Source organism: Acidovorax sp. FHTAMBA, assembly GCF_038958875.1.
GTDB lineage: Bacteria > Pseudomonadota > Gammaproteobacteria > Burkholderiales > Burkholderiaceae_C > Acidovorax.
This window is the reverse complement of the sequence record NZ_CP152407.1, coordinates 1,954,227-1,980,231: the sequence shown is the minus strand read 5'-3', so window position 1 is coordinate 1,980,231 and position 26,005 is coordinate 1,954,227. Positions and strand designations below refer to the sequence as shown.

The 26,005-nt window shown below is 67.2% G+C and carries 31 protein-coding genes; 23 read left to right on the top strand and 8 right to left on the bottom strand.

Going from position 1 to position 26,005, the window contains the following annotated elements; all coding sequences use genetic code 11:
• Window positions 1-43: 43 nt before the first annotated feature.
• The gene (locus tag AAFF19_RS09265; RefSeq protein WP_038201384.1) at window positions 44-913 is read left to right on the top strand and encodes a hypothetical protein; all 870 of its coding nucleotides are present in this window, start codon (window positions 44-46) and stop codon (window positions 911-913) included.
• A gap of 58 nt (window positions 914-971) precedes the next feature.
• Here the strand turns inward: AAFF19_RS09265 and AAFF19_RS09260 are convergent, their stop codons facing one another.
• Together AAFF19_RS09260 and AAFF19_RS09255 are read right to left on the bottom strand one after the other, a co-directional pair.
• A complete protein-coding gene (locus tag AAFF19_RS09260) occupies window positions 972-1,823 on the bottom strand; it encodes a nucleotidyl transferase AbiEii/AbiGii toxin family protein (protein ID WP_051952845.1) in 852 nt (283 codons plus the stop codon).
• Window positions 1,823-2,635: a type IV toxin-antitoxin system AbiEi family antitoxin gene (locus tag AAFF19_RS09255; protein ID WP_342721721.1), complete on the bottom strand. Its 813-nt coding sequence runs from the start codon at window positions 2,633-2,635 to the stop codon at window positions 1,823-1,825. The genes AAFF19_RS09260 and AAFF19_RS09255 overlap by 1 nt, the downstream gene beginning before the upstream one ends.
• 254 nt (window positions 2,636-2,889) lie before the next feature.
• Between AAFF19_RS09255 and AAFF19_RS09250 the strand changes: the two genes are divergently transcribed.
• From AAFF19_RS09250 to AAFF19_RS09220, 7 genes are read left to right on the top strand one after another with little or no spacing between them, the layout of a single operon-like run.
• Window positions 2,890-3,456: a PilL N-terminal domain-containing protein gene (locus tag AAFF19_RS09250; RefSeq protein WP_038201382.1), complete on the top strand. Its 567-nt coding sequence runs from the start codon at window positions 2,890-2,892 to the stop codon at window positions 3,454-3,456.
• Window positions 3,453-4,094 carry a hypothetical protein gene (locus AAFF19_RS09245; RefSeq protein ID WP_038201379.1) on the top strand — a complete coding sequence of 214 codons (642 nt, stop codon included), beginning with the start codon at window positions 3,453-3,455 and terminating at the stop codon, window positions 4,092-4,094. Before AAFF19_RS09250 ends, AAFF19_RS09245 begins: the two co-directional genes overlap by 4 nt.
• A gap of 12 nt (window positions 4,095-4,106) precedes the next feature.
• Window positions 4,107-4,847, top strand: coding sequence for a TIGR03759 family integrating conjugative element protein (locus AAFF19_RS09240; RefSeq protein ID WP_038201376.1), 741 nt, complete (start codon window positions 4,107-4,109; stop codon window positions 4,845-4,847).
• Window positions 4,829-5,434, top strand: a complete 606-nt coding sequence (locus tag AAFF19_RS09235) for a transglycosylase SLT domain-containing protein (protein WP_082753608.1) — start codon at window positions 4,829-4,831, stop codon at window positions 5,432-5,434. Before AAFF19_RS09240 ends, AAFF19_RS09235 begins: the two co-directional genes overlap by 19 nt.
• Window positions 5,431-5,988, top strand: a complete 558-nt coding sequence (locus AAFF19_RS09230) for an integrating conjugative element protein (RefSeq protein WP_038201373.1) — start codon at window positions 5,431-5,433, stop codon at window positions 5,986-5,988. The genes AAFF19_RS09235 and AAFF19_RS09230 overlap by 4 nt, the downstream gene beginning before the upstream one ends.
• Before the next feature lie 4 nt (window positions 5,989-5,992).
• Entirely contained in the window at window positions 5,993-8,185 is a 2,193-nt protein-coding gene (traD, locus tag AAFF19_RS09225; RefSeq protein ID WP_038201370.1) for a type IV conjugative transfer system coupling protein TraD, read from the top strand.
• Complete coding sequence (locus AAFF19_RS09220; protein ID WP_038201367.1) at window positions 8,182-8,943, top strand: TIGR03747 family integrating conjugative element membrane protein; 762 nt, start codon at window positions 8,182-8,184, stop codon at window positions 8,941-8,943. Before traD ends, AAFF19_RS09220 begins: the two co-directional genes overlap by 4 nt.
• A gap of 38 nt (window positions 8,944-8,981) precedes the next feature.
• Here the strand turns inward: AAFF19_RS09220 and AAFF19_RS09215 are convergent, their stop codons facing one another.
• Window positions 8,982-9,335, bottom strand: coding sequence for a hypothetical protein (locus AAFF19_RS09215; RefSeq protein ID WP_245610630.1), 354 nt, complete (start codon window positions 9,333-9,335; stop codon window positions 8,982-8,984).
• A gap of 234 nt (window positions 9,336-9,569) precedes the next feature.
• On the opposite strand from AAFF19_RS09215, the gene AAFF19_RS09210 reads away from it, so the two are divergent.
• Genes AAFF19_RS09210 through AAFF19_RS09165 form a run of 10 tightly spaced genes read left to right on the top strand, consistent with a single transcriptional unit; the run spans window position 9,570 to window position 18,137 of the window.
• Window positions 9,570-9,953: an RAQPRD family integrative conjugative element protein gene (locus tag AAFF19_RS09210; protein ID WP_038201362.1), complete on the top strand. Its 384-nt coding sequence runs from the start codon at window positions 9,570-9,572 to the stop codon at window positions 9,951-9,953.
• A complete protein-coding gene (locus tag AAFF19_RS09205) occupies window positions 9,950-10,183 on the top strand; it encodes a TIGR03758 family integrating conjugative element protein (RefSeq protein WP_342721720.1) in 234 nt (77 codons plus the stop codon). The genes AAFF19_RS09210 and AAFF19_RS09205 overlap by 4 nt, the downstream gene beginning before the upstream one ends.
• 16 nt (window positions 10,184-10,199) lie before the next feature.
• Window positions 10,200-10,559: a TIGR03745 family integrating conjugative element membrane protein gene (locus AAFF19_RS09200; protein ID WP_038201357.1), complete on the top strand. Its 360-nt coding sequence runs from the start codon at window positions 10,200-10,202 to the stop codon at window positions 10,557-10,559.
• Window positions 10,560-10,572: 13 nt separating this feature from the next.
• Entirely contained in the window at window positions 10,573-10,983 is a 411-nt protein-coding gene (locus AAFF19_RS09195) for a TIGR03750 family conjugal transfer protein (protein ID WP_038201354.1), read from the top strand.
• Entirely contained in the window at window positions 10,980-11,672 is a 693-nt protein-coding gene (locus tag AAFF19_RS09190) for a PFL_4703 family integrating conjugative element protein (protein WP_038201351.1), read from the top strand. The genes AAFF19_RS09195 and AAFF19_RS09190 overlap by 4 nt, the downstream gene beginning before the upstream one ends.
• 5 nt (window positions 11,673-11,677) lie before the next feature.
• Window positions 11,678-12,595 carry a TIGR03749 family integrating conjugative element protein gene (locus tag AAFF19_RS09185; protein ID WP_038201816.1) on the top strand — a complete coding sequence of 306 codons (918 nt, stop codon included), beginning with the start codon at window positions 11,678-11,680 and terminating at the stop codon, window positions 12,593-12,595.
• Window positions 12,585-13,994, top strand: coding sequence for a TIGR03752 family integrating conjugative element protein (locus AAFF19_RS09180; protein WP_038201349.1), 1,410 nt, complete (start codon window positions 12,585-12,587; stop codon window positions 13,992-13,994). The genes AAFF19_RS09185 and AAFF19_RS09180 overlap by 11 nt, the downstream gene beginning before the upstream one ends.
• Window positions 13,975-14,427: a TIGR03751 family conjugal transfer lipoprotein gene (locus AAFF19_RS09175; protein WP_038201346.1), complete on the top strand. Its 453-nt coding sequence runs from the start codon at window positions 13,975-13,977 to the stop codon at window positions 14,425-14,427. Before AAFF19_RS09180 ends, AAFF19_RS09175 begins: the two co-directional genes overlap by 20 nt.
• A complete protein-coding gene (locus tag AAFF19_RS09170; protein WP_038201343.1) occupies window positions 14,427-17,345 on the top strand; it encodes a conjugative transfer ATPase in 2,919 nt (972 codons plus the stop codon). Before AAFF19_RS09175 ends, AAFF19_RS09170 begins: the two co-directional genes overlap by 1 nt.
• Before the next feature lie 15 nt (window positions 17,346-17,360).
• Window positions 17,361-18,137: a DsbA family protein gene (locus AAFF19_RS09165; protein ID WP_038201341.1), complete on the top strand. Its 777-nt coding sequence runs from the start codon at window positions 17,361-17,363 to the stop codon at window positions 18,135-18,137.
• Between the two features lie 49 nt (window positions 18,138-18,186).
• Here the strand turns inward: AAFF19_RS09165 and AAFF19_RS09160 are convergent, their stop codons facing one another.
• Complete coding sequence (locus AAFF19_RS09160; RefSeq protein ID WP_038201338.1) at window positions 18,187-18,669, bottom strand: helix-turn-helix transcriptional regulator; 483 nt, start codon at window positions 18,667-18,669, stop codon at window positions 18,187-18,189.
• 100 nt (window positions 18,670-18,769) lie between these two features.
• Window positions 18,770-19,108, bottom strand: a complete 339-nt coding sequence (locus tag AAFF19_RS09155) for an HU family DNA-binding protein (protein WP_281173388.1) — start codon at window positions 19,106-19,108, stop codon at window positions 18,770-18,772.
• Window positions 19,109-19,346: 238 nt separating this feature from the next.
• Here AAFF19_RS09155 and AAFF19_RS09150 point away from each other — a divergent pair, with 238 nt between their 5' ends.
• The 5 genes from AAFF19_RS09150 to AAFF19_RS09130 are packed head-to-tail and all read left to right on the top strand — an operon-like array spanning window position 19,347 to window position 24,007.
• Window positions 19,347-19,730, top strand: a complete 384-nt coding sequence (locus tag AAFF19_RS09150; RefSeq protein WP_342665580.1) for a TIGR03757 family integrating conjugative element protein — start codon at window positions 19,347-19,349, stop codon at window positions 19,728-19,730.
• Window positions 19,730-20,677 carry a TIGR03756 family integrating conjugative element protein gene (locus tag AAFF19_RS09145; protein WP_038201813.1) on the top strand — a complete coding sequence of 316 codons (948 nt, stop codon included), beginning with the start codon at window positions 19,730-19,732 and terminating at the stop codon, window positions 20,675-20,677. Before AAFF19_RS09150 ends, AAFF19_RS09145 begins: the two co-directional genes overlap by 1 nt.
• 10 nt (window positions 20,678-20,687) lie before the next feature.
• Window positions 20,688-22,082: an integrating conjugative element protein gene (locus tag AAFF19_RS09140; RefSeq protein WP_038201330.1), complete on the top strand. Its 1,395-nt coding sequence runs from the start codon at window positions 20,688-20,690 to the stop codon at window positions 22,080-22,082.
• A gap of 5 nt (window positions 22,083-22,087) precedes the next feature.
• Window positions 22,088-22,444 (top strand): hypothetical protein, encoded by a 357-nt coding sequence (locus tag AAFF19_RS09135; protein ID WP_038201810.1) that lies wholly within the window; start codon window positions 22,088-22,090, stop codon window positions 22,442-22,444.
• Window positions 22,445-22,459: 15 nt separating this feature from the next.
• Window positions 22,460-24,007 (top strand): conjugal transfer protein TraG N-terminal domain-containing protein, encoded by a 1,548-nt coding sequence (locus tag AAFF19_RS09130; protein ID WP_342721719.1) that lies wholly within the window; start codon window positions 22,460-22,462, stop codon window positions 24,005-24,007.
• 18 nt (window positions 24,008-24,025) lie between these two features.
• Here the strand turns inward: AAFF19_RS09130 and AAFF19_RS09125 are convergent, their stop codons facing one another.
• The 3 genes from AAFF19_RS09125 to AAFF19_RS09115 all read right to left on the bottom strand — a co-directional run bounded on the left by AAFF19_RS09125 (window position 24,026) and on the right by AAFF19_RS09115 (window position 25,742).
• A complete protein-coding gene (locus AAFF19_RS09125; RefSeq protein WP_038201325.1) occupies window positions 24,026-24,385 on the bottom strand; it encodes a DUF3742 family protein in 360 nt (119 codons plus the stop codon).
• A gap of 85 nt (window positions 24,386-24,470) precedes the next feature.
• Complete coding sequence (locus tag AAFF19_RS09120; protein WP_038201323.1) at window positions 24,471-25,103, bottom strand: RES family NAD+ phosphorylase; 633 nt, start codon at window positions 25,101-25,103, stop codon at window positions 24,471-24,473.
• A 12-nt stretch (window positions 25,104-25,115) separates the two neighbouring features.
• Complete coding sequence (locus AAFF19_RS09115) at window positions 25,116-25,742, bottom strand: hypothetical protein (protein ID WP_038201807.1); 627 nt, start codon at window positions 25,740-25,742, stop codon at window positions 25,116-25,118.
• Window positions 25,743-26,005 lie beyond the last annotated feature (263 nt).

The window sequence follows — 26,005 nt, the reverse complement described above, 5'->3', positions numbered from 1 at the left end:
TCAGTGGTCGTGGCTGCGCTTTTTCCATCCCAAGGAGATTTCCATGAATACCCATACCCAAGCTACGCCCGAAACCGTCAATGCTCGCCTGACGCTGGACGTGACCTATCTGCTCAACGGTGAGGCCGCGCCTGAAATGCTGGCACGGCTACAACGCATGTGGGAACGCGCCATCGGCGAGAGGTTGCTAATCGATGAGACCGCCGCGAAGGTGGATGCCTGGTCGATCGAGGTGACCGAGTTGCCCTCGGCGACTAACAGCGATGCGCTCGAAGCCGAGATCGCCGCCTTCATGCAGCAGCGCATCGAGGACGGCAACCTCGGTGCAGAGGACATTCCCTTGCGCCTGGCGCGCTATGGCCTGATGGCCCCCGAGGATTTCGTCGACGAAATGCGCGAGCGCATGGGCATGGCCGACGAAGTTCCCTCGGGCCAAGCCATCATCCCCTCGACCGAACCTGCCGATGACGGTGAGATCGAGATGCAAGTCGCGGTTGCCTGCATCGATGTCTCTGGCAGTCCCGACATGCCAGTCTTCAAGGTCTGGATCACCCAGGAAGAATACGACCTGGGTATCCACTACGGCAAGGCCAAGGACTTGGCCGAAGAAGCTCGGTATGAAGGGCCGTTCGTCTGCTTCGACGCAGCCGAACACGGAGCCGTCCTGTCGGCCGCCCGCGAACTGGGTCTTGTCCCGCAGGTCATCGTGCTCGATATGACCGACCGCCAAATCCAATCTGTCCGCTGCGACGCCGGCCAGGTCAAAGTCATCTGCTACGACACCAGCGACTTGGGCGGGTATTCGTCAGCGATGGCGGTTCGGCCAGTCGGCGAAAACGGCCAGCTCGTGCGCTGTTGGGCGCATACCCAGCTGGCGCAGGTCGATCCCGGCCTGAAGCTGGCCAGGGATTGATCCGGCGAAGTACGACAACCATTTTCACAGGCCCCACCCGGGGCCTTTTTCCTGGGCGCTATGGCAAGTGCCTGAAATACGCCTCGCGCACGATCTCGCCCGCCCGGTCCACATCGAAGGCCGGCAGGCCGGGCCGCAGCAGCGTGTCCATGTCATGGCGGAAGCCCGCCTTGCCCAGGCGCGCGTCCAGATGCGCGTTGGCTTCCTGGGCGCTGAACTGCGTGCCTTCCTTCTCCAGATACCAGACGAACGCCTGCATGGCCTTGGCCCCATCGACGGCGTAGGGCGTGCTGCCGGCCTCGCTGAGCTGCCAGGCGTGGGCCAGGTCGAACAGGTCGCGCCCTTGCTCGCGCTGCATCAGCGCGCGCGTCTTGGTGCCCAGCATTTCGTTGATGTCGTAGGAGCGCGCCACGGCCTGCAGGGGGTCGCCCTCGTCGTCGAGCACGTCCAGCGCCACGTCGACCAGGGGATAGAGGGAGGCGCTTTCGTTGAGGTTGACCTCGACCTTGATGGTCTCCTCGCGCTGCAGGCCCAGCGGCACGAACTTGAAGGCCATGCGCAGGATCTTGGAAGGCCGCAACACGTTGCGGATCGCCAGCCAGGCATCGGCGATCAGCGAATCGCTGGGGCGGCCCAGCACCGGCGCCAGCACGCGGCGCAGGTGGCGGTCCAGCGTGTCGGTGTCCATCGCCTTGACCAGCACCAGGTCGATGTCCTCGGAGTAGCGCGCCGCCGGCGCCAGGTGGGCCTTGTGCAGCACCGTGCCGCCGCGCATGGCCAGGTGCTCGCGCAGCACTTCGTCGGCAAAGATCGCGGCCACGCCACGCGACAGGCGCAGGTCCTGTTCGACCTGGCTGCGCTTGGGCCAGGGGGCATGGGACTGCCAGGCTGTCAGGTGGGTTTGCTGCATCACGTATTGGCTCCTTGCTGGGGTCCCATCCAGACCTTGAAATCTGTATTGGTGTGGTCGCTGCGTTCTTCACCTGGGGGAAGCGGGCCTTCGAGCGCGATCAGCCGCATCGGCCTGCCCCGCAGCCAGTGGGACAGCGGCGCCAGCAGGTTGGCCTGCTCGTCGAGCGTCAGGAGCGCGCCGAGCCGTTGCGCCACCGGCACGCTCTGCAGGGCGTCCAGCGCCTGGGTCAGGCCCGCCGGCGTGCAGTGGGACCAGAGCGCGCGCAGAACTTCCCGCACCCGGCCCATGCCGCCCAGCGCGCTGTCGCGCTGGATCAGGTCCAGCGCGGTCAACTCGGGTGTGCTGACCTTGAAGCGGCCATCGGCACTCTCGTGCCAGCGGGTCGGCATCGCTTCGATGCGCGCGCAGGTGTGGAAAACGAGTTCGTGCCGGCCAACGGTGATCGGGCGGCGCTTGGTTTCCACCATCACCTGCGTGACCATGACGGCATAGGGCGAGGCGCCGTGGGCCTCCGCCGCGCTGAGCAGCCCGACGTAGTAAGGCGTCTCCAGGGTCTTGCGCAGGTAGGCGTCGAGCCAGGCCTCCAGCGGCGGACTGCCGGTGGCCGCGTACTGCAACGGCACGATCAGCCAATGGTCCGAGCCGCGGGACAGGCGCACCAGCCGCCCGGCCCGCTGCTGGCGGTACAGCGCCTTGCGCAGTGCCTCGGGGCTCGCATCGGGCAGCTTGGCGTGTAAGTCCTTGCCGCGCACGTTCAGCTTGCCCGCGCGCTCACAGGCGTTCAGGACATCCGACAGGTGTTGAGGCATGGCCAGGGCGATGTTTTGCAATGGATTCGCGCAATGTACCATTTTATGTCCCACATCGCGAATCAAATGCAAATCGCCATGCAGTAGGCCAAGCTGGCTGCCCGTCTACGCGCCACAGCCATTGCAACGTCGGCGTGCCCCCAGACGATACGCCCCGCCCCGCCAAAACCGGGCAGCCCGCAGTTCGCATTTCTGGCTGACCGCGCCGCGGCGTGCGGCCAAGGTATCAGCATCCCAACAGAAGAGCCGATGCCATGCTCGCAATCCATCTCCCCCGGCGTCTGGTCGGCGCCGGCCTGCTGGCCGCGGTCCTGGCCAGCGGCTGCGCGACCACCGCAGCGCCACCGGCGCCCGACGCCATCGAGGAAGCCTCGCCCGCGCCCGCACCCGAGGCGTCAGAACTCATCCCCGTCGTGCGCTACGGCCGCTACACCCTCGTGGAACTGGCGCCGCTGGCGGCGCAGCGCGACCTGCTGCTGCAGACCATCGACGTGTCCATGCCCGAGGACGCCCGCGCCACGGTCGGTGACGGGCTGCGGCACGTGCTCAAGCGCAGCGGCTACGGCCTGTGCCAGACGGCGCATGCCGCGATCGAACTGTACGCGCTGCCGCTGCCGGCAGCGCACCTGCATCTCGGTCCCATGAGCCTGCGCGATGCGCTGCTCACCCTGGCCGGGCCGGCCTGGGAACTGCACGCGGATGACCGCACGCGCCAGGTCTGCTTCGAGCGGCCCGGCGGCGACGCAGCGGCCGAGCCGGTTCCCGAGGCACCCGCCGCCGAGGCGGTGCAGACATTTCCCATCGACGGAGGCCAGCCATGAACGCCGCGCAGCCTCCCCGGCGCGCGACCGCCGCCGTGGTCGTGCAGAGCCTGCTCTGGCTGTGGCTGCTCTGTCTCAGCGTCTTCGTGCTCCTGGGCTCCCAGGCGATGAACGAACTGGCCGACCGAGAGCGGGCCGATGCCGGCCTGCAACGCCTCGCAGCGCAGGTGGCCGGGCTGGCCGAGACCACCCAGGCCTTGCAGCAGCGGCCAGCGGCCGCCACGGCAGCAGGCCTGCAAGACACCCGCCAGGCCCTGGAGGCGCGCATCGCGCAGGCCGAGCAAGCGCTGGGAGGCCATGCCGCCGCGGAAGAGCTTCAGGCGCTGCGTGCCGAAGTCGAGCAGATCAAGGCGCGCCAGACAGCGGCGCGTGCTCCCGCACCAGTACAACCGCGCCCACCCAAGCCCGCCGCCGTCACCCCCGTGCCACCGCCGCTGCCGTTCCGTGTCGTGGGCGCCGAGTTGCGCGCCGGCCAGCGCAGCGTGTCCGTCGCGCCAGCTGCGGGGGATTTCACCGCCGACCAGGTGCAGGTGCTGCTGCCGGGCGATGCCGTCGGCCCATGGCGCTTGCAGGCCATCGAGGGCAGCACCGCCGTGTTCCAGGCCGGCGAGCAGATCCGCCGCGTGGCGGTTCCTTGAGGAGGCCACGCGATGCAACGCCATCCCATCCTCATCCTGTCTCTGCTGGCAACGCTGCACCTGCCGGCGCCAGCACAGCAGACACCCCAGCAAGCCTCCAACGTCCAGCCCGCCCGCACGAGCCAGAGTCAGATCGCGCACAGCCAGGACTCGCGGCTGGCGAAGGAATGGGGCCTGCGCGACGACGAGTTCGTCCGCTACCGGGAACTCATGGAGGGGCCGCTGGGCATCTACTCGCCCAACCTGGACCCGCTGTCCGCGCTGGGCGTCGAGGCCCGCTCGGATGAAGAGCGGCGGCGCTATGCCGAATTGCAAGTGCAGGCCGAGGCGCGCCGCGTGGAGAAGCTGCTCGCCTACCAGCGCGCCTATGACGCCGCGTGGCAGCGCCTGAACCCCGGCATGCAGCGCGTGAACCTGCCCGACGACATGCCGGGCACCACAGCAAGCGCCGCAGCCGTGCGCAGCAGCGGCCGGACGGCGGTTTTCGTGAAGGACGGCTGCGCGGCCTGCGGGCAGCTCGTGCAGCGCCTGCAGACATCAGGTTCCCCGTTCGACCTGTACATGGTCGGCAGCCGCCAGGACGATGCGCGCATCCGCGACTGGGCCAAGCGCGCGCAGATCGACCCGGCACGGGTGCGCAGCGGCAGCATCACGCTCAACCACGATGGCGGCCGCTGGCTGTCGCTGGGCCTGCCCGGCGAACTGCCGGCTGTCGTGCGCGAGGTCAACGGCCAATGGCAGCGTCAACCCTGATCGCCGTGCCTGCCTCGCGCATGTTGCTCGCGCTGCTGCTCGCCGCCGGCTCGAACGCCGGCACCGCCCATGCCCAGGAGGTTCCACCGCCGGCCTACCAGCTCGCCGCGCAGCGCGCCGGCATTCCCTCGGCAGTGCTCTACGCCGTGGCATTGCAGGAGAGCGGGATTCGGCGCAACGGGCGGATCGTGCCGTGGCCGTGGTCCCTCAACGTCGCCGGTCAGACACGTCGCTTCGCCACCCGCGCCGACGCCTGCACTGGCCTGCAGCAGGCAATGCGCTCCACGCCGCACACACGCATCGACGCCGGCCTGGGGCAGATCAACCTCGGCTACCAGAAGCACCGCTTCACCAGCCCGTGCGACCTGATGGACCCGTACCGCAACCTCGCCATCGCCGCCGAGATCCTGAAAGAGCAATACGTCCCCGGCGAGGACTGGCTGCTCGCGATCGGCCGCTACCACCGCCCCGCAGGCGGAGAGCCCGCCGCGCGGTATCGGCGCAGCGTGTCCCGGCATCTCGCCCGCGTGCAGGGCACGCGCCCCACCGTCGCGGCGCTCGCCGTGCGTCAGGAGACCTCCCCATGACGAAATCTCATCTGGCCAATCTCACGTTGAAAGGCCTTCTCGTGCTGGTGGCGGCGATGCCGCTGGCCTCGCATGCCGCCGAGCCGCTGATCGTGGTCGAAGACCGGGGCGGCACCTCGGCACTGCCGTACTACGAAGCCCTGAACCTTCAGCCTCGCAAATCGGATGGCAACGGCACAGCGCGGCCGCCCATCCCTGTACCCCAGGTCCCGGCAACGCCTGCCGATGAGGCAGCGATGCTGCCAGTGCGCAGCGCCAAGCTCACGCCCGGCACCGTGGCGCGGCGGGTGATCGAAGCGCCGGGTCTGCGGCCCTTCGTGGTCGTCGGAGACGACGCGGCGTCCCAGGCGTGGCTGCGCCGCCATGCGGCCTCGTTGCGCGAGCGCGGTGCGGTCGGCCTGGTGGTCAACGTCGAGACCGCACAGGCCCTGGCGCGGCTGCGCGCACTGGCGCCCGGCGTGCCGCTGGCGCCCGCATCCGGTGACGACCTGGTAGAACGCCTGGGCCTACGGCACTACCCGGCGCTGATCACGGCCACCGGCATCGAGCAATGAAGCCATGTCGGGGAAACAGCCGGTCGAGGTTCTGCTGCGCCCAGCGGTGGAGCTATACACCGTCGCCGCATGTGCGGGCGCCGCGTTTCTGTCCCTGGTGGCCCCGTGGTCGCTCGCGTTGAGCCCGGCCATGGGCGTCGGCAGCGCGCTGGCGTTCGGCGCCTACGGCGCGATCCGCTACCGCGATGCCCGCGTCATCCTGCGCTACCGGCGCAACATCCGCAGGTTGCCGCGCTACGTGATGACGAGCCGGGACGTGCCGGTCAGCCAGCAGCGCCTCTTCATAGGGCGGGGCTTTCTGTGGGAGCAGAAGCACACCCATAGGCTCATGCAGACGTACCGGCCGGAGTTCCGCCGCTACGTGGAGCCGACACCTGCTTACCGGCTGGCGCGGCGGCTGGAGGAGCGGCTGGAATTCGCACCGTTTCCGCTTTCACGCCTGCCAAGGCTCACGGGCTGGGATGTTCCCTTCAATCCGGTGCGGCCGCTGCCGCCCGTGGGCGGTCTGCCACGGCTGCATGGCATAGAGCCCGAGGAGGTGGACGTCAGCCTGCCCCTGGGCGAGCGGGTCGGCCATTCGCTGGTGCTGGGCACCACGCGCGTGGGCAAGACCCGGCTCGCCGAGTTGTTCGTGACCCAGGACATCCGCCGCAAGAACGCCGCGGGCGAGCATGAGGTCGTCATCGTCATCGACCCCAAGGGCGATGCCGATCTCCTGAAGCGGATGTATGTCGAGGCCAAGCGCGCGGATCGCGAGGGCGAGTTCTACATCTTCCATTTGGGCTGGCCGGAGATTTCCGCGCGCTACAACGCCGTGGGACGCTTCGGGCGGATCTCGGAGGTGGCCACCCGCATCGCGGGCCAACTCTCCGGCGAGGGCAACAGCGCGGCGTTCCGCGAATTCGCCTGGCGCTTCGTGAACATCATCGCGAGGGCATTGGTGGAGTTGGGGCAGCGCCCGGACTACATGCTGATCCAGCGGCACGTCATCAACATCGACGCGCTGTTCATCGAGTACGCCCAGCATTACTTCGCCAAGACCGAGCCCAAGGCCTGGGAGGTGATCGTCCAGATCGAGGCCAAGCTCAACGAGAAGAACATCCCGCGCAACATGATCGGGCGCGAGAAGCGCGTCGTGGCGCTGGAGCAGTACCTCTCCCAGGCTCGCAACTACGACCCCGTGCTCGACGGCCTGCGCTCTGCCGTCAGGTACGACAAGACGTACTTCGACAAGATCGTCGCCAGCCTCCTGCCGCTGCTGGAGAAGCTCACCAGCGGCAAGATCGCTCAGCTCCTGGCCCCGAACTACTCCGACCTGGCCGACCCGCGTCCGATCTTCGATTGGATGCAGATCATCAGGAAGCGCGCCATCGTCTATGTGGGCCTGGATGCGCTGTCCGACGCCGAGGTCGCCGCGGCGGTCGGGAACTCCATGTTCTCCGATCTCGTGTCGGTCGCCGGGCACATCTACAAGCATGGGATCGACGACGGCCTGCCTGCGGCGTCGGCGGGTACGCGCGTGCCGATCAATGTGCATGCCGATGAGTTCAACGAGCTGATGGGCGACGAGTTCATCCCGCTCATCAACAAGGGCGGCGGCGCCGGGCTGCAAGTCACCGCGTACACGCAGACCCTCTCGGACATCGAGGCCCGCATCGGCAACCGCGCGAAGGCTGGCCAGGTGATCGGCAACTTCAACAACCTGTTCATGTTGCGGGTCCGGGAGACGGCCACCGCCGAACTGCTGACCCGGCAATTGCCGAAGGTCGAGGTCTATACCACCACCATCGTCTCGGGTGCGACGGACAGTTCGGACATCCGCGGCGCGACGGATTTCACGTCGAACACGCAGGACCGCATCAGCATGTCCAGCGTGCCGATGATCGAGCCATCGCACGTCGTCGGCCTGCCCAAGGGGCAGTGTTTCGCGCTGCTGCAGGGCGGACAGCTCTGGAAAATCAGGATGCCGCTGCCCGCACCTGACCCCGATGAGGTGATGCCGCAGGATCTGCAACAGCTCGCGGGCTACATGCGCCAGAGCTATACCGAGGCTACGCAGTGGTGGGAGTTCACCAGTTCCCCGGCCTTGCAGGACGCGGGCTTGCCCGATGACCTGCTGGACGATGCCGCTCCGGCCGCGCCTACTGCCGCAGCCACCGGCGCTGACGATGGCACCGGCGACGAGGCCTCGCCATGAAGGACGCCGCCTCGACTGCGCAGCGCGAGCAGAACCAGCGCCAGGGCCTGATCGTCGGCACCATCACCTTGCCGTTCCGGCTGCTCGGGGTGCTGATCGGCTCGTTGCTGTTTTCGATCGTGGTGGAGTGCGTCGGCATGCACCTGTTCTGGAAGGACCAGGGCTGGCGCCACTCCCAGCAGATGCTGCAGTACGAGCTGGGGCACCTTTCCGGCCACTTCACGCGCAGCGTGGTCGTGCAGGAGCCAGGGCGCACGGCGCACGAACTGGTGGATAGAGGGTATGAGTGGGTGTTCGTGCACTCGGGGCTGCTGGAGCGCATGAGCCAGACCGCTGAGCGCGCCCGCGCACCCAGCCATGGGAAAAACCAGGACGGGGGGCGCAACTTCCGCTACTACATCAGCCAAGTCTATGTCTGGGCCGAGAGCTACCTGATCGCCGTGGCCTTCACGACGTTGACCTTCCTGGTGCGCCTGCTGGTCCTGGTGCTCACGTTGCCGCTGATCTTCACGGCAGCCTTCGTCGGTTTGATCGACGGCTTGGTGCGGCGTGACGTGCGCCGGTTCGGCGCGGGCCGCGAATCCGGCTTCATCTACCACCGTGCCAAAGCCAGCCTGATGCCACTGGCCTTGCTGCCTTGGGTCACGTATCTGGCGTTGCCCATCTCGGTGCATCCGCTCGCGATCCTGCTGCCCAGCGCCGCCTTGCTGGGACTGGCGGTGAGCCTGACCGCGGGCAGCTTCAAGAAGTACCTGTGAGACTCAGTGGAGCGGGCAGCGTTGACACCAGGCGGTGCTCAGGCCTTGATTCGCTCGTACACCTTCGCCCACGCCTGCGTGGCTTGAACCTGCGCCGCCTCCATTTCGGCGCGGATCAGTTCGGCCATCTCGGCATGACCGGCCTCGGCTTCTTCCCAGATAAAGTACCGGCGCATCTCGTGCGTCGTGTCGTCTGCGAAGACCATCGTCTCGAACAAGGCCGGATCAGCGCCGGGTACGGGATTGTGGTCCAGGCCGAGGAAGACCGTTGAAATACGGACGTCGTCGATCCATGTTTCCGCCACGCGACGGTCGGCCACCTCGTACCACGCGGACCACTCCACCATGCTGTCGCACAGCACTGCGCGACGACCATCGAGCTTGTAGTGCATGAGACGCGAAAAACGCCAATCTGACATATCGAAAGAATAATCCAGAGCGCTCTTTCACCCAATCGCTCGAACGGCCAATTCTGCGTTCGGTGCTGGCACATGTAGCCACTTTCCAGCACCGAAGGCCTCCTGCGATTCCATCAATCCGGTCGCCAGCGAGTTCCCATTGTTTGCGGCCTGAAGCCACCCCGATCTCCACGATCAAGCCATTGCTGATCACACAGGAATGGCGCGATGGTGGCTTCAACCTGGCTGCGCGCCGCGCATCGCGGCGTGCCCACTTTTTTCGTGACGGCCCTCCTGCTGGGCCAGTCCCAGACGGCGTTGGCCGAATCCCCGGCGCAACGCCAGGAGCTGGTCGCCGCGCTGCGCCAGCTCGACGCGCTGGAGCGCACCGTCACGGACAGCGCCGCGCATGCCCCCGTCCAGCCGGGCGAGCGCTACCACTTCGATTACCCACGGCTGCTGGTGGACCTGGCGCGTGTGCGCGCTGGCATCCAGGCCCACCTCACGCCGTCGCGTGCCCAGCCACGCGACCCCACCGAACTGACCGGCGACTACCGCGCCGAGCGGGCCGCCCCACCATCACCGTCGACGTCTGCGGAGGGCAAGCCATGAACGGCGCCCAGGTCTCGGCATTTCAAGCCAACAGCGTCATCGCGCCTTCCGCGATGGCGACCGTGCTGGTCGGCGCCGTCTTCGCCGTGCTGCTCGTGTGGGGCGTGTGGGCCATCCGAACGGCCTACGTGGGGTGGTCGGAAAGCCGCCTCAACCAGCGCCAGTTCCTGGGCGTCTGCATCCGCTTCGTCGCGATGTACCTCGTCCTGAGTTTCTTCCTCCTCTCCTGACCTGAAAGGCCTGACCATGCAAAACCGCATCCTCAATTCCCGTCTCGCCCAGCGCGCCGCCGTGGCCCTGGGCACCGCCGCGCTGCCCGCGCTGTCGTTCGCGCAGGGCCTGCCGCAACTGGAGAACCCCACGCGCGGCACCGGCAACGGCATCATGGAGACCATCCGCAACTACGGCTACGACATCATCATGCTCGTGGCCTTGCTGGTGGTGGCCTCCATGTTCATTGGCGTGTGCTACCACGCCTACGGCACCTACGCAGAGATCCACACCGGCCGCAAGACCTGGGGCCAGTTCGGCCTCACCGTCGCCATCGGCGCCGTGCTGCTCGTGATCGGCATCTGGCTGCTCACCGAAGCCACCGGCATCCTGTAAGCGGGGGCGGGCCATGTCCGAGCACCAGCACGTCCGTGCGGACGGAACGGTCACGTTCCTTCCGCACCGGCTCAACCGCCATCCGGTGGTCGTGCGCGGTCTCACGGCGGACGAGCTGTGGATCTGCTGCGCCCTGTCCGGCGCCGCCGGCTTGCTGATCGGCGCACCGCTGTCCTGGGTGTTCCGCACGATCGCGCTGGCGCCCACGTTCATCGTCCTGGGCGTAGCCCTGGGCGTGTTCGTGGGCGGCGGCATCCTGCGCCGGCTCAAGCGCGGACGGCCCGACACCTGGCTGTACCGGCAGTTGCAGTGGCGCATCGCCACACGGCATCCGCTGGCGGCAGGCTGGGTGGGTGGTCATCTGCTGATCTCGCGCTCGGGCTTCTGGACCACCCGAAGGTGCGTGCCAAGGGGGACTCGATGAGCCGTTTCAAGAACGAGATCACCCACTTGCAGGCGCACATCAAGACGCTGCGCCTGGGCGCTGGCGCGCTGGTGGCCATTGCGCTGCTGATGGGCGGCGGCTGGTGGAGCGCGCCGCGCGATCTGACCATCCACGTTCCGCCCGACCTGCGTTCCGGCAGCACCCGCAAGTGGTGGGAAGTGCCGCCCGAGAGCGTGTACGCCTTCACGTTCTACGTGTTCCAGCAGCTCAACCGCTGGCCGGCCAATGGCGAGGACGACTACCCGCGCAACCTGCATGCGCTGTCGCCGTACCTCACGCCGTCCTGCCAGGCCTTCCTGCGGGCCGACTACGACTACCGGCGCAGCACGGGCGAGCTGCGCCAGCGCGTGCGCGGCCTCTACGAAATCCCCGGCCGCGGCTACGGCGACGACCCCACCGCCCGCGTGCGCGTGGTCTCCGACCGGGATTGGGTCGTGACGCTGGACATCAGCGCCGACGAGTACCACGGTGCCGAGCAGGTCAAGCGCGCCCTGGTGCGCTACCCCATCAAGGTCACGCGGGTGGACGTCAATCCCGCGCGCAATCCGTTCGGCCTGGCGCTCGATTGCTACGAAGGCACGCCCCAGCGCATCACCGTGCCGGAGCCCGCGCGTCCGGCGCCAGGCGGCCTGTCTCCGCAAGCGCCTCAAGGAGGAAACACCCCATGAAGCCCATCAAGCACCTTGTTCTCGCGTTGCTGGGGCTGCTGGCCGTGGCTTCGGCGCCTGTTGCCCAGGCGGTGGAGATTCTGCGCTGGGAGCGCATGCCGCTGGCCGTGCCCCTGCGGGTCGGCCAGGAGCGCATCGTGTTCATCGACCGGAACGTCCGCGTGGGCGTGCCGGTCGGCGTGGGCGAGCGGTTGCGCGTGCAGAGCGCGGGCGGCGCGGTGTACCTGCGCGCGAGCGAGCCGATCGAACCCACGCGGCTGCAGCTGCAAGACGCCGACACGGGCGCGTTGATTCTGCTGGACATTACCGCCGAGCCGGCCAAGGACGAGGAGCCCGCGCTAGAACCGGTGCGCATCGTCGAGGGCAACGTCACCCCCTCGCGCTATGGCGACCAGGCGGCAAGCTCCGACGAGGCGCCAGCACGCCCCAATGACCAGGCGGGCACACGGTCGCTGCGGCGCGAAACCCCGGTCCCGGTCGTGCTGACGCGCTTTGCCGCGCAGAACCTCTACGCGCCGCTGCGCACGGTCGAGCCGCTGCCGGGCGTCATGCGGGTCACCCTGCGCCGCGACCTGGATCTCGGCACGCTGATGCCGACGCTGCCGGTGCGCGCCGTCGCGCTCGCCTCGTGGCGCCTGGAGGACCAGTGGGTGACCGCCGTGCGCCTCACCAACACCAGCACTGGCTGGATCACGCTCGACCCGCGCATGCTTCAAGGCGATTTCCTCACGGCGGCCTTCCAGCACGAGGCACTGGGCCCGCGTGGCACCCCAGAGGACACCACCGTCCTGTACCTGGTGACGCGCGGCCGCGGCCTCGCGCAATCGCTGTTGCCCGCCATCCACCGCTTCGACCCCGCCGTGCATCTTCCGCAGCCGGCTCCCGAGGCCCAGGCCGACAAGGAGGTCCGCCATGCGCAGTAACGGCCTGCTCAAGTGGCTGATGATCCCGGTGGCCCTCCTGGTGCTGTTCATCGGCATCCGGCTGTTCTCGGGCGGCGGCGCCTCGGCGCCCTCCCCGGCCGGCATGGGCAGCCAGCTCACGCCCGAAGAGATGAAAGCACTCGGGATCGCGGGCGACACCCCGCGCGACACCGTGGCGACGCTGGTGGCACAGGTCAAGCAGCTGCGCACCGAGCTGCAGACCGCGCTCTCGGACAACAAGTCCCAGCGCGAAGAGAACCAGCGCCTGCGCCAGCGCGAGAACTCGATCGACCAGCGCATCAACTCGGCGCTGGAGGCCGAGCGCTCCAACCTGCGCCGCGACCAGCAGCAGGCGGCCGGTGAACGCCAGCAGACGGAGGGGCTGCTCGCCGACCTGCAACGGCGCCTGGACAGCATCGGCAGCCGCGGTGGCGCTCATGCCGATCTGCCGGTGGGCCTGGGGCTGCGCGATGGTGATGAGGCAGGCATGGAAGGCGGCCTGCGCTGGGTGGAGCCTCAGGATGCGAAAAAGGCCGAGGGGCGCGGATCGTCCAGCGGCGGCATGAGCTTCCCGACGAGCTTCGGCCCGGCGCAGCGCACGCAGGAAGCCTCGGCGGAAAGCGTGGCGAACACCGGCGCCCGCGCCGCCGGGGTCAAGGGGGCCAAGCCGGTTTACACCGTCCCGACGAACTCAACGCTCATGGGGTCGGTCGCGATGACGGCGCTGATCGGCCGCGTGCCGATCGACGGCACGGTCAACGATCCGTACCCGTTCAAGGTGCTCGTCGGCCCCGACAACCTGACGGCCAACGGCATCGACATTCCCGATGTAGCGGGTGCCGTGTTCAGCGGCACGGCTTCCGGCGACTGGACGCTTTCGTGCGTGCGCGGCCAGGTGCGCAGCATCACCTTCGTGTTCCACGACGGGACGATCCGCACGATTCCAGAGGACCGCGAGGGCAACCAGCAGAACAACCATCAGGGCGGGGGCCTGGGCTGGATCAGCGATCCCCACGGCATTCCCTGTGTCAGCGGGGATCGGCGCAGCAACGCCCAGCAGTACCTCGGCTCGCAAGCCCTGATCACGGCAGCCGGTGCCGGCGTGGCCTCGCTCATCAAGAGCGACAGCGGCCGGGTGTCCTACGTGGGCTCGGACGGCTCCATCGGCACCGTGGGCATCAGTGGCCAGGAAGCGGTCGGCCGGATTCTCGCCGGGGGTGTCCAGGAGATGTCGAACTGGGTCAACAAGCTGTACGGCCAGGCTTTCGCGGCGGTCTATGTGCAGCCCGGCGCCAAGGTCGCGGTTCACCTCGAAAAGCCGCTCGCCATCGATTTCGATCCCGAAGGCCGCAAGGTCGATCACCGCGCAGGAGAAAGCCATGCTCTCGAATTGGACTAACCGGGCCCAAGGCCTCGCGCTGGCCGCCGCCATCGCGGTGCTGGGCGGCTGCGCCACCAGCAAGGAGGAACTGCTGACCCATGGCGACCGCACCATGATGGACATCTGGCAGCAGGAGACTGGTGACAGCGCAGGTGGTGGCGCAGGTCAGGTGGCGCGCCGCCAGCTGCTCGATGCGCGCCAGAGTCTGCGGCGGCCGCTGACCGAGGCGGACGTGCAGGCCGCGCCCGCCGAGCAGATGCGCTACACGCGCACGGCTCGCAACGAGATCCATCGCCAGTTCCAGCGCCTGCCCAACCCCGACCTGGTGATGTATGTCTTTCCGCACTTGACAGGCACGGACCCGGTGCCTGTGCCGGGCTACACGACGGTGTTCCCCCTGTACCAGCGGGTGCAGTACGCGATGCCGGGCGAGCGCGTGGAGGACTACTGATGCGCTGGACCCTCCCATGGCCGAAGCTGGCCGCCGGCGGCATCGGAGGCCCGGCCGACGATGGACAGCTGGACGGCTGGCAGCGCCACGTCGAGGCCCTGCGGCAGGCAGGTATTCCCGAACCTGGCGCGGCGGTCCAGGGCCGCAGGCCGGCGACCATGGCCGACGAGCAGGCGCTGTACGACGTCGCGCCGTCGTTCGTGGAGCTGCTGCCCTGGGTAGAGTTCCTGCCGGAATCGAAGTCCATGCTGCTGGAGGACGGGCAGTCCGTGGCCGCCTTCTTCGAGCTGGTGCCGCTGGGCACCGAGGGCCGCGAGCCGGCCTGGCTGGCCCAGGCCAGGGATGCGTTGGAGAACGCGCTGCAGGACAGCTTCGATGAACTGGACGAGAACCCTTGGGTGCTCCAGCTCTATGCCCAGGATGAACCCAGCTTCGACCAGTACATGCAAACCCTGCGCGACTACGTGCAACCGCGCGCCCGCGGCACGGCGTTCACGGAGTTCTACCTGCGCTTCTTCGGCCACCACCTGCGCGCGGTGGCCAAGCCCGGAGGCCTGTTCGAGGACACGGTGGTCACGCGGCTGCGCTGGCGCGGCCAGACGCGGCGCGTGCGCATGGTGGTCTATCGCCGCGTGACCGGACAAGGACAGGGCCAGGGCCAGGCGAGCCAGATCATGCGCAGGGGCCAGACGCCCGAGCAGATGCTGAACATCGTCTGCGACCGCCTGTGCGGCGGGCTGGCGAACGCCGGCATCCAGGCCCGGCGCATGCTTGCGGCAGACGTTCACGACTGGCTGCTGCGGTGGTTCAACCCCCGCCCTGCCCTGCTCGGGCCTGGAGTCGAGGATAGGGAGCGCTTCTATGCGCTGGCACGGTACCCCGCCGAGACCGAAGACGGCGAGATCGAACTGGCGAGCGGACGGGATTTCAGCCAGCGGCTGTTCTTCGGGCAGCCGCGCTCTGACGTCGCGCACGGGGCCTGGCACTTCGATGGGATGCCACACCGCGTGCTGATCGCCGACCGGCTGCGCATGCCACCGGGCACGGGGCACCTGACCGGCGAGACCCGCAAGGGCGACGCGATCAACACGCTGTTCGACCAGATGCCCGAGGACACCTTGATGTGCCTGACGATGGTCGCCACGCCGCAGGATGTCCTCGAATCCGATCTCAACCATCTGGCGAGGAAGGCCGTGGGCGAGACGCTGGCGTCGGAACAGACCCTCAAGGACGTGCATGAAGCCCGCTCGCTGATCGGCAGCGCACACAAGCTCTACCGGGGCACGCTGGCGTTCTATCTGCGCGGGCGCGACGAAGCCGAGTTGGACCGGCGCGGCCTGGATCTGGCGAACGTGATGCTCAACGCAGGCTTGCAGCCGGTGCGCGAAGACGACGAGGTGGCACCGCTCAACAGCTACCTGCGCTGGTTGCCGTGCTGCTACAACCCCGGCCAGGATCGGCGCAAGTGGTACACGCAACTGATGTTCGCCCAGCACGCGGCGAACCTGTCGCCGGTGTGGGGGCGCAGCCAGGGCACAGGGCATCCCGGCGTGACGATGTTCAACCGTGGGGGTGGACCGCTCACCTTCGACCCGCTCAACCGGCTGGACCGGCAGATGAACGCCCACCTGTTCCTGTTCGGGCCGACGGGCTCGGGCAAGTCCGCCACGCTCAACAACTTGCTGAACCAGGTCACGGCCATCTACCGGCCGCGCCTGTTCATCGTGGAAGCCGGCAACAGCTTTGGTTTGTTCAGTGACTTCGCCAAGCGCCTGGGTCTGACCGTGAACCGCGTAAAGCTGGCACCCGGCTCGGGCGTGAGCCTGGCGCCGTTCGCCGACGCGCGCCGGTTGATCGAGACACCCAGCGACGTGCAGACGCTCGACGCCGATGCGTTGGACGAAGACACGCCACCGGAGGCCGCCCACGCCGACGAGCAGCGCGACGTGCTGGGCGAGCTGGAAATCACCGCACGGCTGATGATCACGGGCGGCGAGGACAAGGAAGAAGCCCGCATGACGAGAGCCGACCGCTCGCTGATCCGCCAGTGCATCCTCGATGCCGCCGAGCACTGCTATGGCGAAGGTAGCGAGGGCGGCGAGCAGCGCACGGTGCTCACGCGCGACGTGCGCGATGCGTTGCGCACACGCGGCAGCGACACCACGCTGCCCGAGATGCGGCGCGTGCGCTTGCTGGAGATGGCGGATGCGATGGACATGTTCTGCCAAGGGGCCGACGGCGAGATGTTCGACCGGCCCGGCACCCCGTGGCCCGAAGCGGACATCACCCTGGTCGATCTGGCGACCTATGCCCGCGAGGGCTACAACGCGCAGCTCTCCATCGCGTACATCAGCCTCATCAGCACGGTGAACAACATCGCCGAGCGCGACCAATACCTCGGCAGGCCGATCATCAACGTCACCGATGAAGGACATGTGATCACCAAGAACCCGCTGCTCGCGCCTTACGTCGTGAAGATCACGAAGATGTGGCGCAAGCTGGGCGCGTGGTTCTGGTTGGCCACCCAGAACATCGACGACCTGCCGCGTGCGGCCGAGCCCATGCTCAACATGATCGAGTGGTGGGTGTGCCTGTCGATGCCGCCCGATGAAGTCGAGAAGATCGCGCGCTTTCGCGAACTTTCGCCCGCGCAGAAGGCATTGATGCTCTCCGCGCGCAAGGAAGCGGGCAAGTTCACCGAGGGGGTGATCTTGTCGAAGTCGATGGAGGTGCTTTTCCGGGCCGTGCCGCCGAGCCTTTTCCTGGCGTTGGCCCAAACGGAGCCCGAGGAGAAAGCCGAGCGCTACCAGTTCATGCAGCAGTACGGCATCAGCGAACTGGAGGCCGCGTTCAAGGTGGCCGAGAAGATCGACCAGGCGCGCGGCATCGAGTCGCCGGCCCTGGACCTGCCGCAATAATCGCCGGAGAGTCCCATGACGCCGAAACGCCCTTCCCTTCCGATCGAGATGCAAGCCTTTCGACGGCGGCCACGCCGGTGGCTTCGCTTGCTCTGGGCACTGGCGGCGGGCCTGACCGCGGCGCTGCTGATCTGGTTCATGTTCAGTTCCTCCGGCGAGCCGGGGCCGCAACCCTCGCGCGAGGTCGATGCCACGGAGGTGGCCGCGCGCCCGTGGCGGCTGGGCAGTCCCGAGGCACGTTTCACTATCGTCTTCTATGCCGATCTCGAGTGCCCATACTGCAAGGCGTACTCACCGCAGCTGCAACAGTGGATCGACGCGCACCAGGACGTGAACCTGCAGTGGCACCACGTGCCGATGTCCATCCATGAACCCGCCGCAAGCCAGGAGGCACGCCTGGTCGAGTGCGCCGGCCAGGCGGGAGGGCACGAAGCGTTCTGGGCCGCGGTCCAGTGGGTCTATGCCAACACGCGCAGCGATGGCCAGGGCGTGCCGGACCTGGAGATGTTTCCCGGCATGTCCGCTGACCTCAAGGCATGCCTGAGCGGCGAGCCATCCGCGCGCATCGTGCATGCGCAGGCCGCAGAAGCCGCCGCGTCGGGCATCACGGCGACGCCTTCGCTGCGCCTGATCGATCGCACGAGCGGCAGGAGCATCGTGCTGCCCGGCCCCGTGCCGGGCGACGCATTGCTGTCGGCGATCGACATGCTCGCCGCGAACGACCTGGCCGAGACAAAGCCCTCGGATGGTGCCGGAACGCCAGCCAGCGGCGCCGGCGACGTGCCCAGGTAGCCGGCGAATCACATGGTTGTGCTGCGGCCTGCGCCGCGCCGGCGATGGTTCATTCGGCGATCTGCCGGCGGGCTTCGCGCACGCCCATCCCGAGCACTTCGCGCACGCGCACCAGTTGGGCCTCGCGGGGAGTGACCTTGCCGGTCTCCCATTTGTAGACGCTCAGCGCCGAGACGCCGAGCAGGTGCGCCATCTCTTTCTGGGTCATGTGGAACGCCTGCCGCTTCGCGACCAGCGCTTCGTGACTGAAGACGAATGCACGGCCTCCCGGCTTCGCAGGCGCCTGCGCCCCCGAAGACGAATCATCGGACTGCTTGCGGGGTTGCTGGCGCGCGGCCGCTGCGACGGCTTTTTTCAATGCCTTGGTCAGGCTGCGCACCTGCCCGGCCAGGTCCTTGACGTCGCGCTTGAGTGTCGCGATCTCAGAGCGCTGGTTCGTGGCCGTCTTGCGCAGGGAGCTCATCTCCCCTTTGTTCTCCTTGCGCGCTATGCGAGCAACTTCCGAGCGGAACGATTCAGAAAACGCAGTCATGGTCGGTGGCACCGTCGCCGGTGGATTGGATGGAGATCAGTCGAAGAAGCCAATGCGGGCTGGCCCTTTGCAGCAGCGGCACCTGCCCAGGCAGTCAGGACTACTTGCCAGTCTTTTCCGCCTTGCGCTTGGCCGCCTTGGGATCGACCACGGCCTTGAACTTGGCGCCCGGCACGAACTTCGGCACGGTCGATGCGGGGATCTTCAGGGCCGCGCCGGTGGCGGGGTTCTTGCCCGTGCGCGCGGCGCGCTTGGCGGATTTGAAGGTGCCGAAGCCAACCAGTTGAACGGCATCGCCTTTCTTCACGGCCGTCTGGACAGTGTCGATCAAGGTCTCGAGGACGGCGTTGGCAGCAGCCTTGGACAGGTCGTTCTTGGCAGCGAGGATTTCAACGAGTTGGACGCGATTCATATCGAAGGTATGGGTTGAGGTTGCGATCCCTGGTTTATATCCGATGCCCGACCGTGCCCATCCAGCAGCGCATGTGCCGGTTTCGCTGCCGAGTGGCACGGCCTCACCTGCACCAATAGGGGCACGCCACGCTGCGCATTGTTCGTGGCCCGCGGCAGCGCTTTGGTTTGGACTAACGGGGTCATCCCTCTTTGGGTCCCCCATCATGTCCTTTTCCACGCCCACATCCCCGCGCCAGCGTTTGTGCAGGCCCACATTGGCGCTCATGGCAACTCTGCTGTGGTCGGCCACTTGCGTGGCCCAGGAGGTCTGGTTCATCACCGACTCCACACGGCCGCTGCAAGGGAAACGCCTCCCCACGCGCACGATCGAACTGGATGCCGCCCGGCGCATCGAGGCGGAACTGTCGGCGGGCTTGCCCCGTGATCCGCAAGAGGCCCAGTCCATCGTGCGCCAGCGTCTCCAGGCGGGAGGGCCGACCCTCCAACGCCGCCTGCAGATGGCCTACCAGGGCATCACCGACGCATGGAGCCTGGGTATCACCAGCATCCCAGCCGTCGTGGTGGACCAGCGCTATGTGGTCTATGGCGAGCCGGACGTGGCCCTGGCCGTAGCCCGCATCGAGCGGCATCGGAGGGCGCAACCGTGATCCGCCGTCCATTCGACCTGCTGCGCCGCCTGCGCGTTGCCGTGGCCTCGCTGCTGCTGATCAGCGCCACGGGCAGCTACGCCTTGAACACCGCCACCATCGTGTCCTCCGTCATGTCGCCGGACTGCCTGGAGTACCGGGTGGTGGGCATCTGCTACTGGCTCTACTGCAGTTGGTCCGGCTGCAGGGTGCGCACGTCCGTCAAGGTGCGCCATTACGTGCCCGATGCGGTCGTCTCCAGCTACAGCAACACCGGCGAGAACCCCTGGGTCGAAGTGCGTGCCATGAGCACGCCCAACCCGTCGGCCCAGGCCGGCGGCGACGGCACCACCAACGAAGACCACGAGAACAATCTCGCGAAATTCAAGAACGCCGACGTCATCGGCCATCCCGGTGTCGAGGTGTTCAACCAGTTCATCTCGTCGTCGGGCTACTTCTGCGAGGGCGCAGGCACAGCATTCATGCCGTATCTGCTCAGTACCCTGGACACGCTGGCCTGGCGCTACAACGTGCCCGAGATGGCGTATCCGGAAGCGCTGATCCCGGGCCTGCGCGAGGTCGGCGCGCGCTCGACCTTGAACCTCTGGGGCAACGTGTATCCCCGCGGTGGGTTCCTGCACCAGACCGACGACCACAAGGCCGGTGCCGTGGTGGCCCAGCGCGCGGGCGATGTCGTCACGCGCCGCGGGCAGATCCACGTCTATCAACCGCTGCTCGCCAACTCTCGCGACGGCTACTGGCCGGCCGGCGCGCTGATGGAGGGCGATGCCACGACCGGCAAGTGGCAGGAACTCACGCCCGTCCTGTCCTCGTCCTGCACGGTCTTCCCGCGCAGCGGCTTCCTGACGCAGGCACAGCAAGGCGACTACGCCTGGGCGCTGTGGCGGCCCTACGCGTGCTGCGAACGCCGTGGGCAGGTGTTCCTCGGCAGCGTCGATTTCAACTGAGGGCACGGCGATGAAACGTCCTGAACTTGCAAATCTCTCCGCCAAGGCGTGCCGCCTGCTGCGTTCGACGGCGCTGGCCGGCGCGCTCGCCCTGGGCTGCGGCCTGGCGTGGGCACAGGTCGGCTTCCAGAACAGCGGCCCGGTCATCGGCGATGAGGTCATGTACTCGATCGGCGGCGGCAGTGCGGTGTCGATGGGCCGCGCGGCCGGCATGCGCTCGATCGGCGTGGGCGTGGGCTGGAACAGCAACCTGATCTGCGGCGACATGAGCATCCAGACCACGCTGCGCAACCAGCTCAACGGCCTCACTCAGGGCTTCCAGCAGATCATGAGCAACGTGATCCAGAGCGCGACCAGCGCCGTGGCATCCCTGCCGGCGCTGATCATCCAGCGCGCCGATCCCGGTCTCTACAACCTGCTGACCAACGGCGTGCTGCAGGCGCGGCTCGATTTCGACCGCTCGAAGCTGACGTGCCGCGCGATGGCCGAGAAGATGGCCGACATGGCGGGCGGCCAGCTCGGATGGAGCCAACTCGCCGAGGGCATGGCGCTGCGCCAGGCCGTGTCGAGCACCGATGCCGTGTCCGCGATCGAGCAGGCCGAGACACGCCGGGGCAACGACGGCGTTCCCTGGGTGGGCGGCGGCAATGCCGGTGGCGCCGGCCAGTCGGCCATCCGGGTGGTCGGCGACGTCACCCGCGCGGGCTACAACCTCGTCAACGGCCGCGGCGTGACCGACACGTCCTCCATCGCACCGGCGAGTTGCACGAGCCTGTCCTGCCAGACCTGGACGTCGCCACAGCAGGCGGTCGAGTGGGCCACGCGGGTCCTGGGCGAGAAGGAGCAGCGCACCTGCGATTCCTGCACCAAGACCCAGACGGTGCCTGGCGTCGGGCTCACGCCGCTGATCCAGGAGGAATACGAGGCCAGGCTGCAAGCCTTGCAGGAGTTGGTCTCCGGCACCCGCAACACGACGTTCGAGAACCTGCGCGAAGCTGGCAGCACCTCGCTGCCCATCACGCGCGGCGTCATCGAGGCGCTGCGCGACGAGCCGGACCAGGACCTGCTGGCGCGCCGCCTGGCATCCGAGGTCGCGCTGTCGTCGGTGCTGGAGAAGGCATTGCTGCTGCAGCGCACGCTATTGACGGGCAAGAAGGAGCCCAACGTCGCCGCCAATGAACTCGCGGTCGAGGCAGTGAACCACGAGAGCGACGCGCTCGACCGCGAGATCCAGAACCTCAAGACCGAGCTGGAGCTGCGCCGCGAGCTGGCGAACAACTCGCCCATGGCCATCATCCAGCGCCACGGCACGCGTGCGGCGGGCTCGCGCGGCATCTACGAGGGCGACCCGGTGCCCGATCGCCTCGACCGGTTGCAGAAGGGCAATCCGGGAGGCCGGCCATGAACCTGATGCACCCGATGCGTGCGGCCTGGCTGCGGCCACGCTGGCTGTTCTGCCGGCGCGCGGCGAAGGCGCTGCTGTGGACGGCGCTGATCGTCGCCGCTGCATTGGCGGCCAACGTCGCCGGCATCTACCTGGTCGGCAGCGTTGCCGGCTGGGAACGGTGGCTGGCGGCCGCGTCAGGCTACTTCCTGGTGTGGCGGCTGTGCCTGTACAGCGCAACGGCTTACGGCTGGGTCTGGATGCGACGGCGGCTGCTGGCGCGCGAGACCGACGCGCAGGCGCGGCGCCGCATGGGGCGCAGCGAGATCGCTGGTGTCGCCGCCATCGTGGCGCTGGAAGCCAGCCTGTTGATGCAGGGCTGAAGGGAGATTCGGGCCATGACGCTGTTCACGACCGACTATCTGGAGTACTACCTGACGCTGGTCTCCTGGATCGTCCACAACGGGATCTGGGCAGTGCTGGTGTCCAGCGGCGTGTTCGCCCTGCCCTTCGTGGCGATCATCGTGCAGGAATGGCTCAAGGCCCGCTCGGAGGGTGCCGACGAAGGCAACAAGGGCGTGCTCTCGGCCGCGCGCATCGAGAACCGGGTTTTCGTCGCCATCGTGGTCGTGATGTTTGCGGGCATCCCGTTCATCGACGTGGATCTGAACACCATCCAGTACGACAGTTCGCGCTCGGCGCAGTGCCAGGTCAGCGTGCCGCAGCCCACCGACACGGGATGGTCGCAGTCCTTCAGCACGCTCAACAACCAGTCGGCGAAGGTGCCGGTCTGGTGGGGCTTCATGCACGCTCTGTCGCGTGCGGTCACGGGCGCCTCGGTGGCGGCGATCCCGTGCGGTACCGACCTGCGGCAGATGCGCATGGAGATCGACGCCACGCGCATCGGCGATCCGGTGCTGGCCCAGGATGTGGCGGATTTCACGCACGACTGCTACGGGCCTGCCCGCGCCAAGCTGTTCATGCAGCGCCCTCAACTTGATGAGGCGCAGATGCACGACGTGACGTGGATCGGCTCGCGCTTCTTCACGGACACGGCCGGCTACTACGACAACTATCGGTCCAGCACGCCACGCGACGATTGGCCCTACGACAGCAACCGCGATGCCGGGCTGGCGCAGGTGGCCAGCGGGGGCGGCTACCCGACCTGCAGGCAATGGTGGGCCGATGGTGGCAACGGCCTGCGGGCGCGGCTGCTGGGTCAGGTGGACCCCAGCCTTCTCACGCGGCTGGCGGGCTGGGCCGGGTTCCTGAGCCGCGCCGAGGTGGATGACTCGGTGATCCGCACGATCGCCTCGCCGCGGCAGCAGAAGCTCAACAGGGGTTCGGTCTATACGGACTACGGCGGGCAGATCGACAAGACACTGCCGAACATCGTGACACGCGCTGCTGGCGATGCGGGGCTTGCGGTCGGAGCCATTGGAGCGTTTCCTCCTATGGATGTCGTGCGTCAGGCCGTGCCGATGGTGATGGCACTCCTCAAGATGGCGCTCGTGATCTGTATCCCGCTTCTGCTGGTCGTCGGCACCTATGACCTGAAGACCCTTGTAACCGTGAGCGTGGTCCAGTTCTCGTTCTTCTTTGTCGATTTCTGGTTCCAGTTGGCTCGCTGGGTCGATTCCACGATCCTCGACGCGCTCTACGGATGGGGCTGGGGATGGAATCGGCCGCACAGCAATTTCGATCCTGTGATGGGGCTGAACAACGCTTTTGGCGATCTGCTACTCAACTTCGTCATGGGCACCATGTTCATCGTGCTGCCCACCTTCTGGGTGGCGGCTCTGGGTTGGGCAGGCATTCACGCTGGAGGTTCGCTACAGGGTTTGATCAACGGTACAGGCGACGCCAAAGCCGCTGGCGGGAAGGCGAGCAACATGGCATTCGGTGGCGCCATGAGGATGGCCGGAGCACCCGCCAAGAAAAAGTGAGCCGCCTCGAATCTAAGGCTAAGTCTCATCTCTGAAATCGTGCGGATCGATCCGATACCCGTCGTATGTGTAGAGGCCAAAGCCGACCGGGCCCTCCCTCCACTCGGGTTCCGGCAGATCTGGCTCGGCTGCCCAATCACCGTGAGTCGCTGCGACCAGGAACGCCAGCAATAGCGCCAACCAGAAAGCGTAGTAGAGCAGCCCACCGAGGACACTCAGCTTAATCGCCCACAGCAGTACTTGAGCAACACGCGCCGGCAGGCCCTGCCGAACAAGCCAGCCCGAAAGCCAGCGCTCGCCACGCAGATAAGCGCGCCATCCATGGCCGAGCCAGCGGCCAAGGCGCTGTGCGGTACTGCTGCGGGTTGTCGTGTTCATGGTCGTCTCCTGCTACATGAGGAAGGCCTACTCCAGTTTGCTCCAATCCATTCTGCTCGTGACTTCAACGTGTTTTCTAGCTGCTTCAGGACGCTTCGTCATCAGGTTCCACCGGGCCGGGATCGGGTGCCACGCCGATGCGATAGGTGGCAACGAAACGCGGCCAGTCCACATGGTCAACCAAGTCGATGTCCTCGATGACACTGATCTTCGCCCTGGCTCGCTCGAACAGCGCGATGCTCGCGGCCGGATAGTTGTTGCGCGAGGGATAGAGCACCCCGTCGAACAGCGGCAGGCCGTCATCTCCGAGCATCGCATGCGCCTGAGCAGACACCTGTTGCGTATGCGTGTAGTCCCGACTGGCCAACTGCTCCAGATTCAAGCCGAAGCGGCCCGCCATGACGCCCGGTGCCGTGAGATCGGCCAAGCGCAGGTCTTCCAGGACGCCTACGGCGCGCACCATCCGGCTCTGGACTTCGTTCAGCGCGATGGAGCGCTTCGTGTCCACGAGCCACTGGTGCTTGTGAAACACCGACTCCATCAGCGCTGTGGGAAGGTCACGGCCCAGGTAAAGCACGCCGTAGGCTTGCTCGGGGTCGTCGTAGCGATTGGTGCCGTCGCGGCCGTAGTACAGCGGACTGCCCCGATACGCGATGCGGCTCACGTGCTGGAGCAGTTCACCTGCATCGATCGGAAGCGACGGCAACTTGATGCTCACGGCAACCTCATCTCAATGCACGTGCACGCCCAGCACATTGAACACAGCGTTGGCCACGTCGTCGATCGTACCGGGCGTCACCGCCTCCACCGGCGAACGCCCGCCCAGGCCTTCGAGCGGTTCGGACAGCGCGCGGTAGATCGTCCAGTTGTCGATGCCCTCGACCTCCTGGAGCACCGTCTGCGTCAACTGCTGCTTCACAGGATCGAGTTGCCAGTCGGGCAGCTTCTGGCCACGCGGCCCCACGTTCAGCGCAAGCAGCCGACGGGCGATGATGTCCTTATAAATCTGCTGGCGCGACTTGTCGGCCAACTTGGCGAACTCGGCCAGCGGCAGGTTGTGCGGCTGCTCGAAGGCGTCCAGCAAGACGGCGCGGCCGCGCTGGATGTCGGTTTCGCCGGGCACCCAGCGCGTACCGGCGCGCAGTGCAGCTGCCTTGCGGGCCAAGGTCTGCCCCACCGTTTCCATTTCCAGGCCGGCGGGAAGCTCCACCGCCTCCACCCGCTCGTGGACGAACGCTTGCAGTTCGGCCGCGAAAGCCCCTGCATCCCGGATTTCGACAGTCGCGGCGAAACGGCGCACGTCCTCCACCGTGACGCGCGGCAGATGGTCAGCAATGAATCCGAGGGTCTTGGGCATGGTCATCTCCCACAGGCAGATTGAGACAGGAGTCACTTTAGTCTCCTACGTCTCACTTGTCAACTTTGACAACTTGCGGAGTGACTCACTTCGGCAAAGGCCATTGCCGCCCGGCCGGGCGGCGGTATGCGCTCAGCATAGGGCCAGCCCTCGCGCCGGGTCGCCGTCCAATCCGAGTCGACCCAGTTCCCTTTGACGGTGGAGCGGCGTGCGGGGCAGCGCTATACCAAATGGTTGAAGGGCAAAAGGCTGGGCAAGGGAAT

Coding starts and splice junctions, on each gene's coding strand:
- AAFF19_RS09250 (WP_038201382.1), top strand. CDS start 2,890: ATGCTCGCAATCCATCTCCCCCGGCGTCTGGTCGGCGCCGGCCTGCTG.
- AAFF19_RS09125 (WP_038201325.1), bottom strand. CDS start 24,385: ATGAACACGACAACCCGCAGCAGTACCGCACAGCGCCTTGGCCGCTGG.
- AAFF19_RS09245 (WP_038201379.1), top strand. CDS start 3,453: ATGAACGCCGCGCAGCCTCCCCGGCGCGCGACCGCCGCCGTGGTCGTG.
- AAFF19_RS09220 (WP_038201367.1), top strand. CDS start 8,182: ATGAAGGACGCCGCCTCGACTGCGCAGCGCGAGCAGAACCAGCGCCAG.
- AAFF19_RS09175 (WP_038201346.1), top strand. CDS start 13,975: ATGCTCTCGAATTGGACTAACCGGGCCCAAGGCCTCGCGCTGGCCGCC.
- AAFF19_RS09165 (WP_038201341.1), top strand. CDS start 17,361: ATGACGCCGAAACGCCCTTCCCTTCCGATCGAGATGCAAGCCTTTCGA.
- AAFF19_RS09200 (WP_038201357.1), top strand. CDS start 10,200: ATGCAAAACCGCATCCTCAATTCCCGTCTCGCCCAGCGCGCCGCCGTG.
- AAFF19_RS09235 (WP_082753608.1), top strand. CDS start 4,829: ATGGCAGCGTCAACCCTGATCGCCGTGCCTGCCTCGCGCATGTTGCTC.
- AAFF19_RS09215 (WP_245610630.1), bottom strand. CDS start 9,335: ATGCACTACAAGCTCGATGGTCGTCGCGCAGTGCTGTGCGACAGCATG.
- AAFF19_RS09205 (WP_342721720.1), top strand. CDS start 9,950: ATGAACGGCGCCCAGGTCTCGGCATTTCAAGCCAACAGCGTCATCGCG.
- AAFF19_RS09130 (WP_342721719.1), top strand. CDS start 22,460: ATGACGCTGTTCACGACCGACTATCTGGAGTACTACCTGACGCTGGTC.
- AAFF19_RS09135 (WP_038201810.1), top strand. CDS start 22,088: ATGCACCCGATGCGTGCGGCCTGGCTGCGGCCACGCTGGCTGTTCTGC.
- AAFF19_RS09255 (WP_342721721.1), bottom strand. CDS start 2,635: ATGCCTCAACACCTGTCGGATGTCCTGAACGCCTGTGAGCGCGCGGGC.
- AAFF19_RS09210 (WP_038201362.1), top strand. CDS start 9,570: ATGGTGGCTTCAACCTGGCTGCGCGCCGCGCATCGCGGCGTGCCCACT.
- AAFF19_RS09180 (WP_038201349.1), top strand. CDS start 12,585: ATGCGCAGTAACGGCCTGCTCAAGTGGCTGATGATCCCGGTGGCCCTC.
- AAFF19_RS09260 (WP_051952845.1), bottom strand. CDS start 1,823: ATGCAGCAAACCCACCTGACAGCCTGGCAGTCCCATGCCCCCTGGCCC.
- AAFF19_RS09230 (WP_038201373.1), top strand. CDS start 5,431: ATGACGAAATCTCATCTGGCCAATCTCACGTTGAAAGGCCTTCTCGTG.
- AAFF19_RS09150 (WP_342665580.1), top strand. CDS start 19,347: ATGGCAACTCTGCTGTGGTCGGCCACTTGCGTGGCCCAGGAGGTCTGG.
- AAFF19_RS09190 (WP_038201351.1), top strand. CDS start 10,980: ATGAGCCGTTTCAAGAACGAGATCACCCACTTGCAGGCGCACATCAAG.
- traD (WP_038201370.1), top strand. CDS start 5,993: ATGTCGGGGAAACAGCCGGTCGAGGTTCTGCTGCGCCCAGCGGTGGAG.
- AAFF19_RS09265 (WP_038201384.1), top strand. CDS start 44: ATGAATACCCATACCCAAGCTACGCCCGAAACCGTCAATGCTCGCCTG.
- AAFF19_RS09115 (WP_038201807.1), bottom strand. CDS start 25,742: ATGCCCAAGACCCTCGGATTCATTGCTGACCATCTGCCGCGCGTCACG.
- AAFF19_RS09170 (WP_038201343.1), top strand. CDS start 14,427: ATGCGCTGGACCCTCCCATGGCCGAAGCTGGCCGCCGGCGGCATCGGA.
- AAFF19_RS09140 (WP_038201330.1), top strand. CDS start 20,688: ATGAAACGTCCTGAACTTGCAAATCTCTCCGCCAAGGCGTGCCGCCTG.
- AAFF19_RS09240 (WP_038201376.1), top strand. CDS start 4,107: ATGCAACGCCATCCCATCCTCATCCTGTCTCTGCTGGCAACGCTGCAC.
- AAFF19_RS09195 (WP_038201354.1), top strand. CDS start 10,573: ATGTCCGAGCACCAGCACGTCCGTGCGGACGGAACGGTCACGTTCCTT.
- AAFF19_RS09160 (WP_038201338.1), bottom strand. CDS start 18,669: ATGACTGCGTTTTCTGAATCGTTCCGCTCGGAAGTTGCTCGCATAGCG.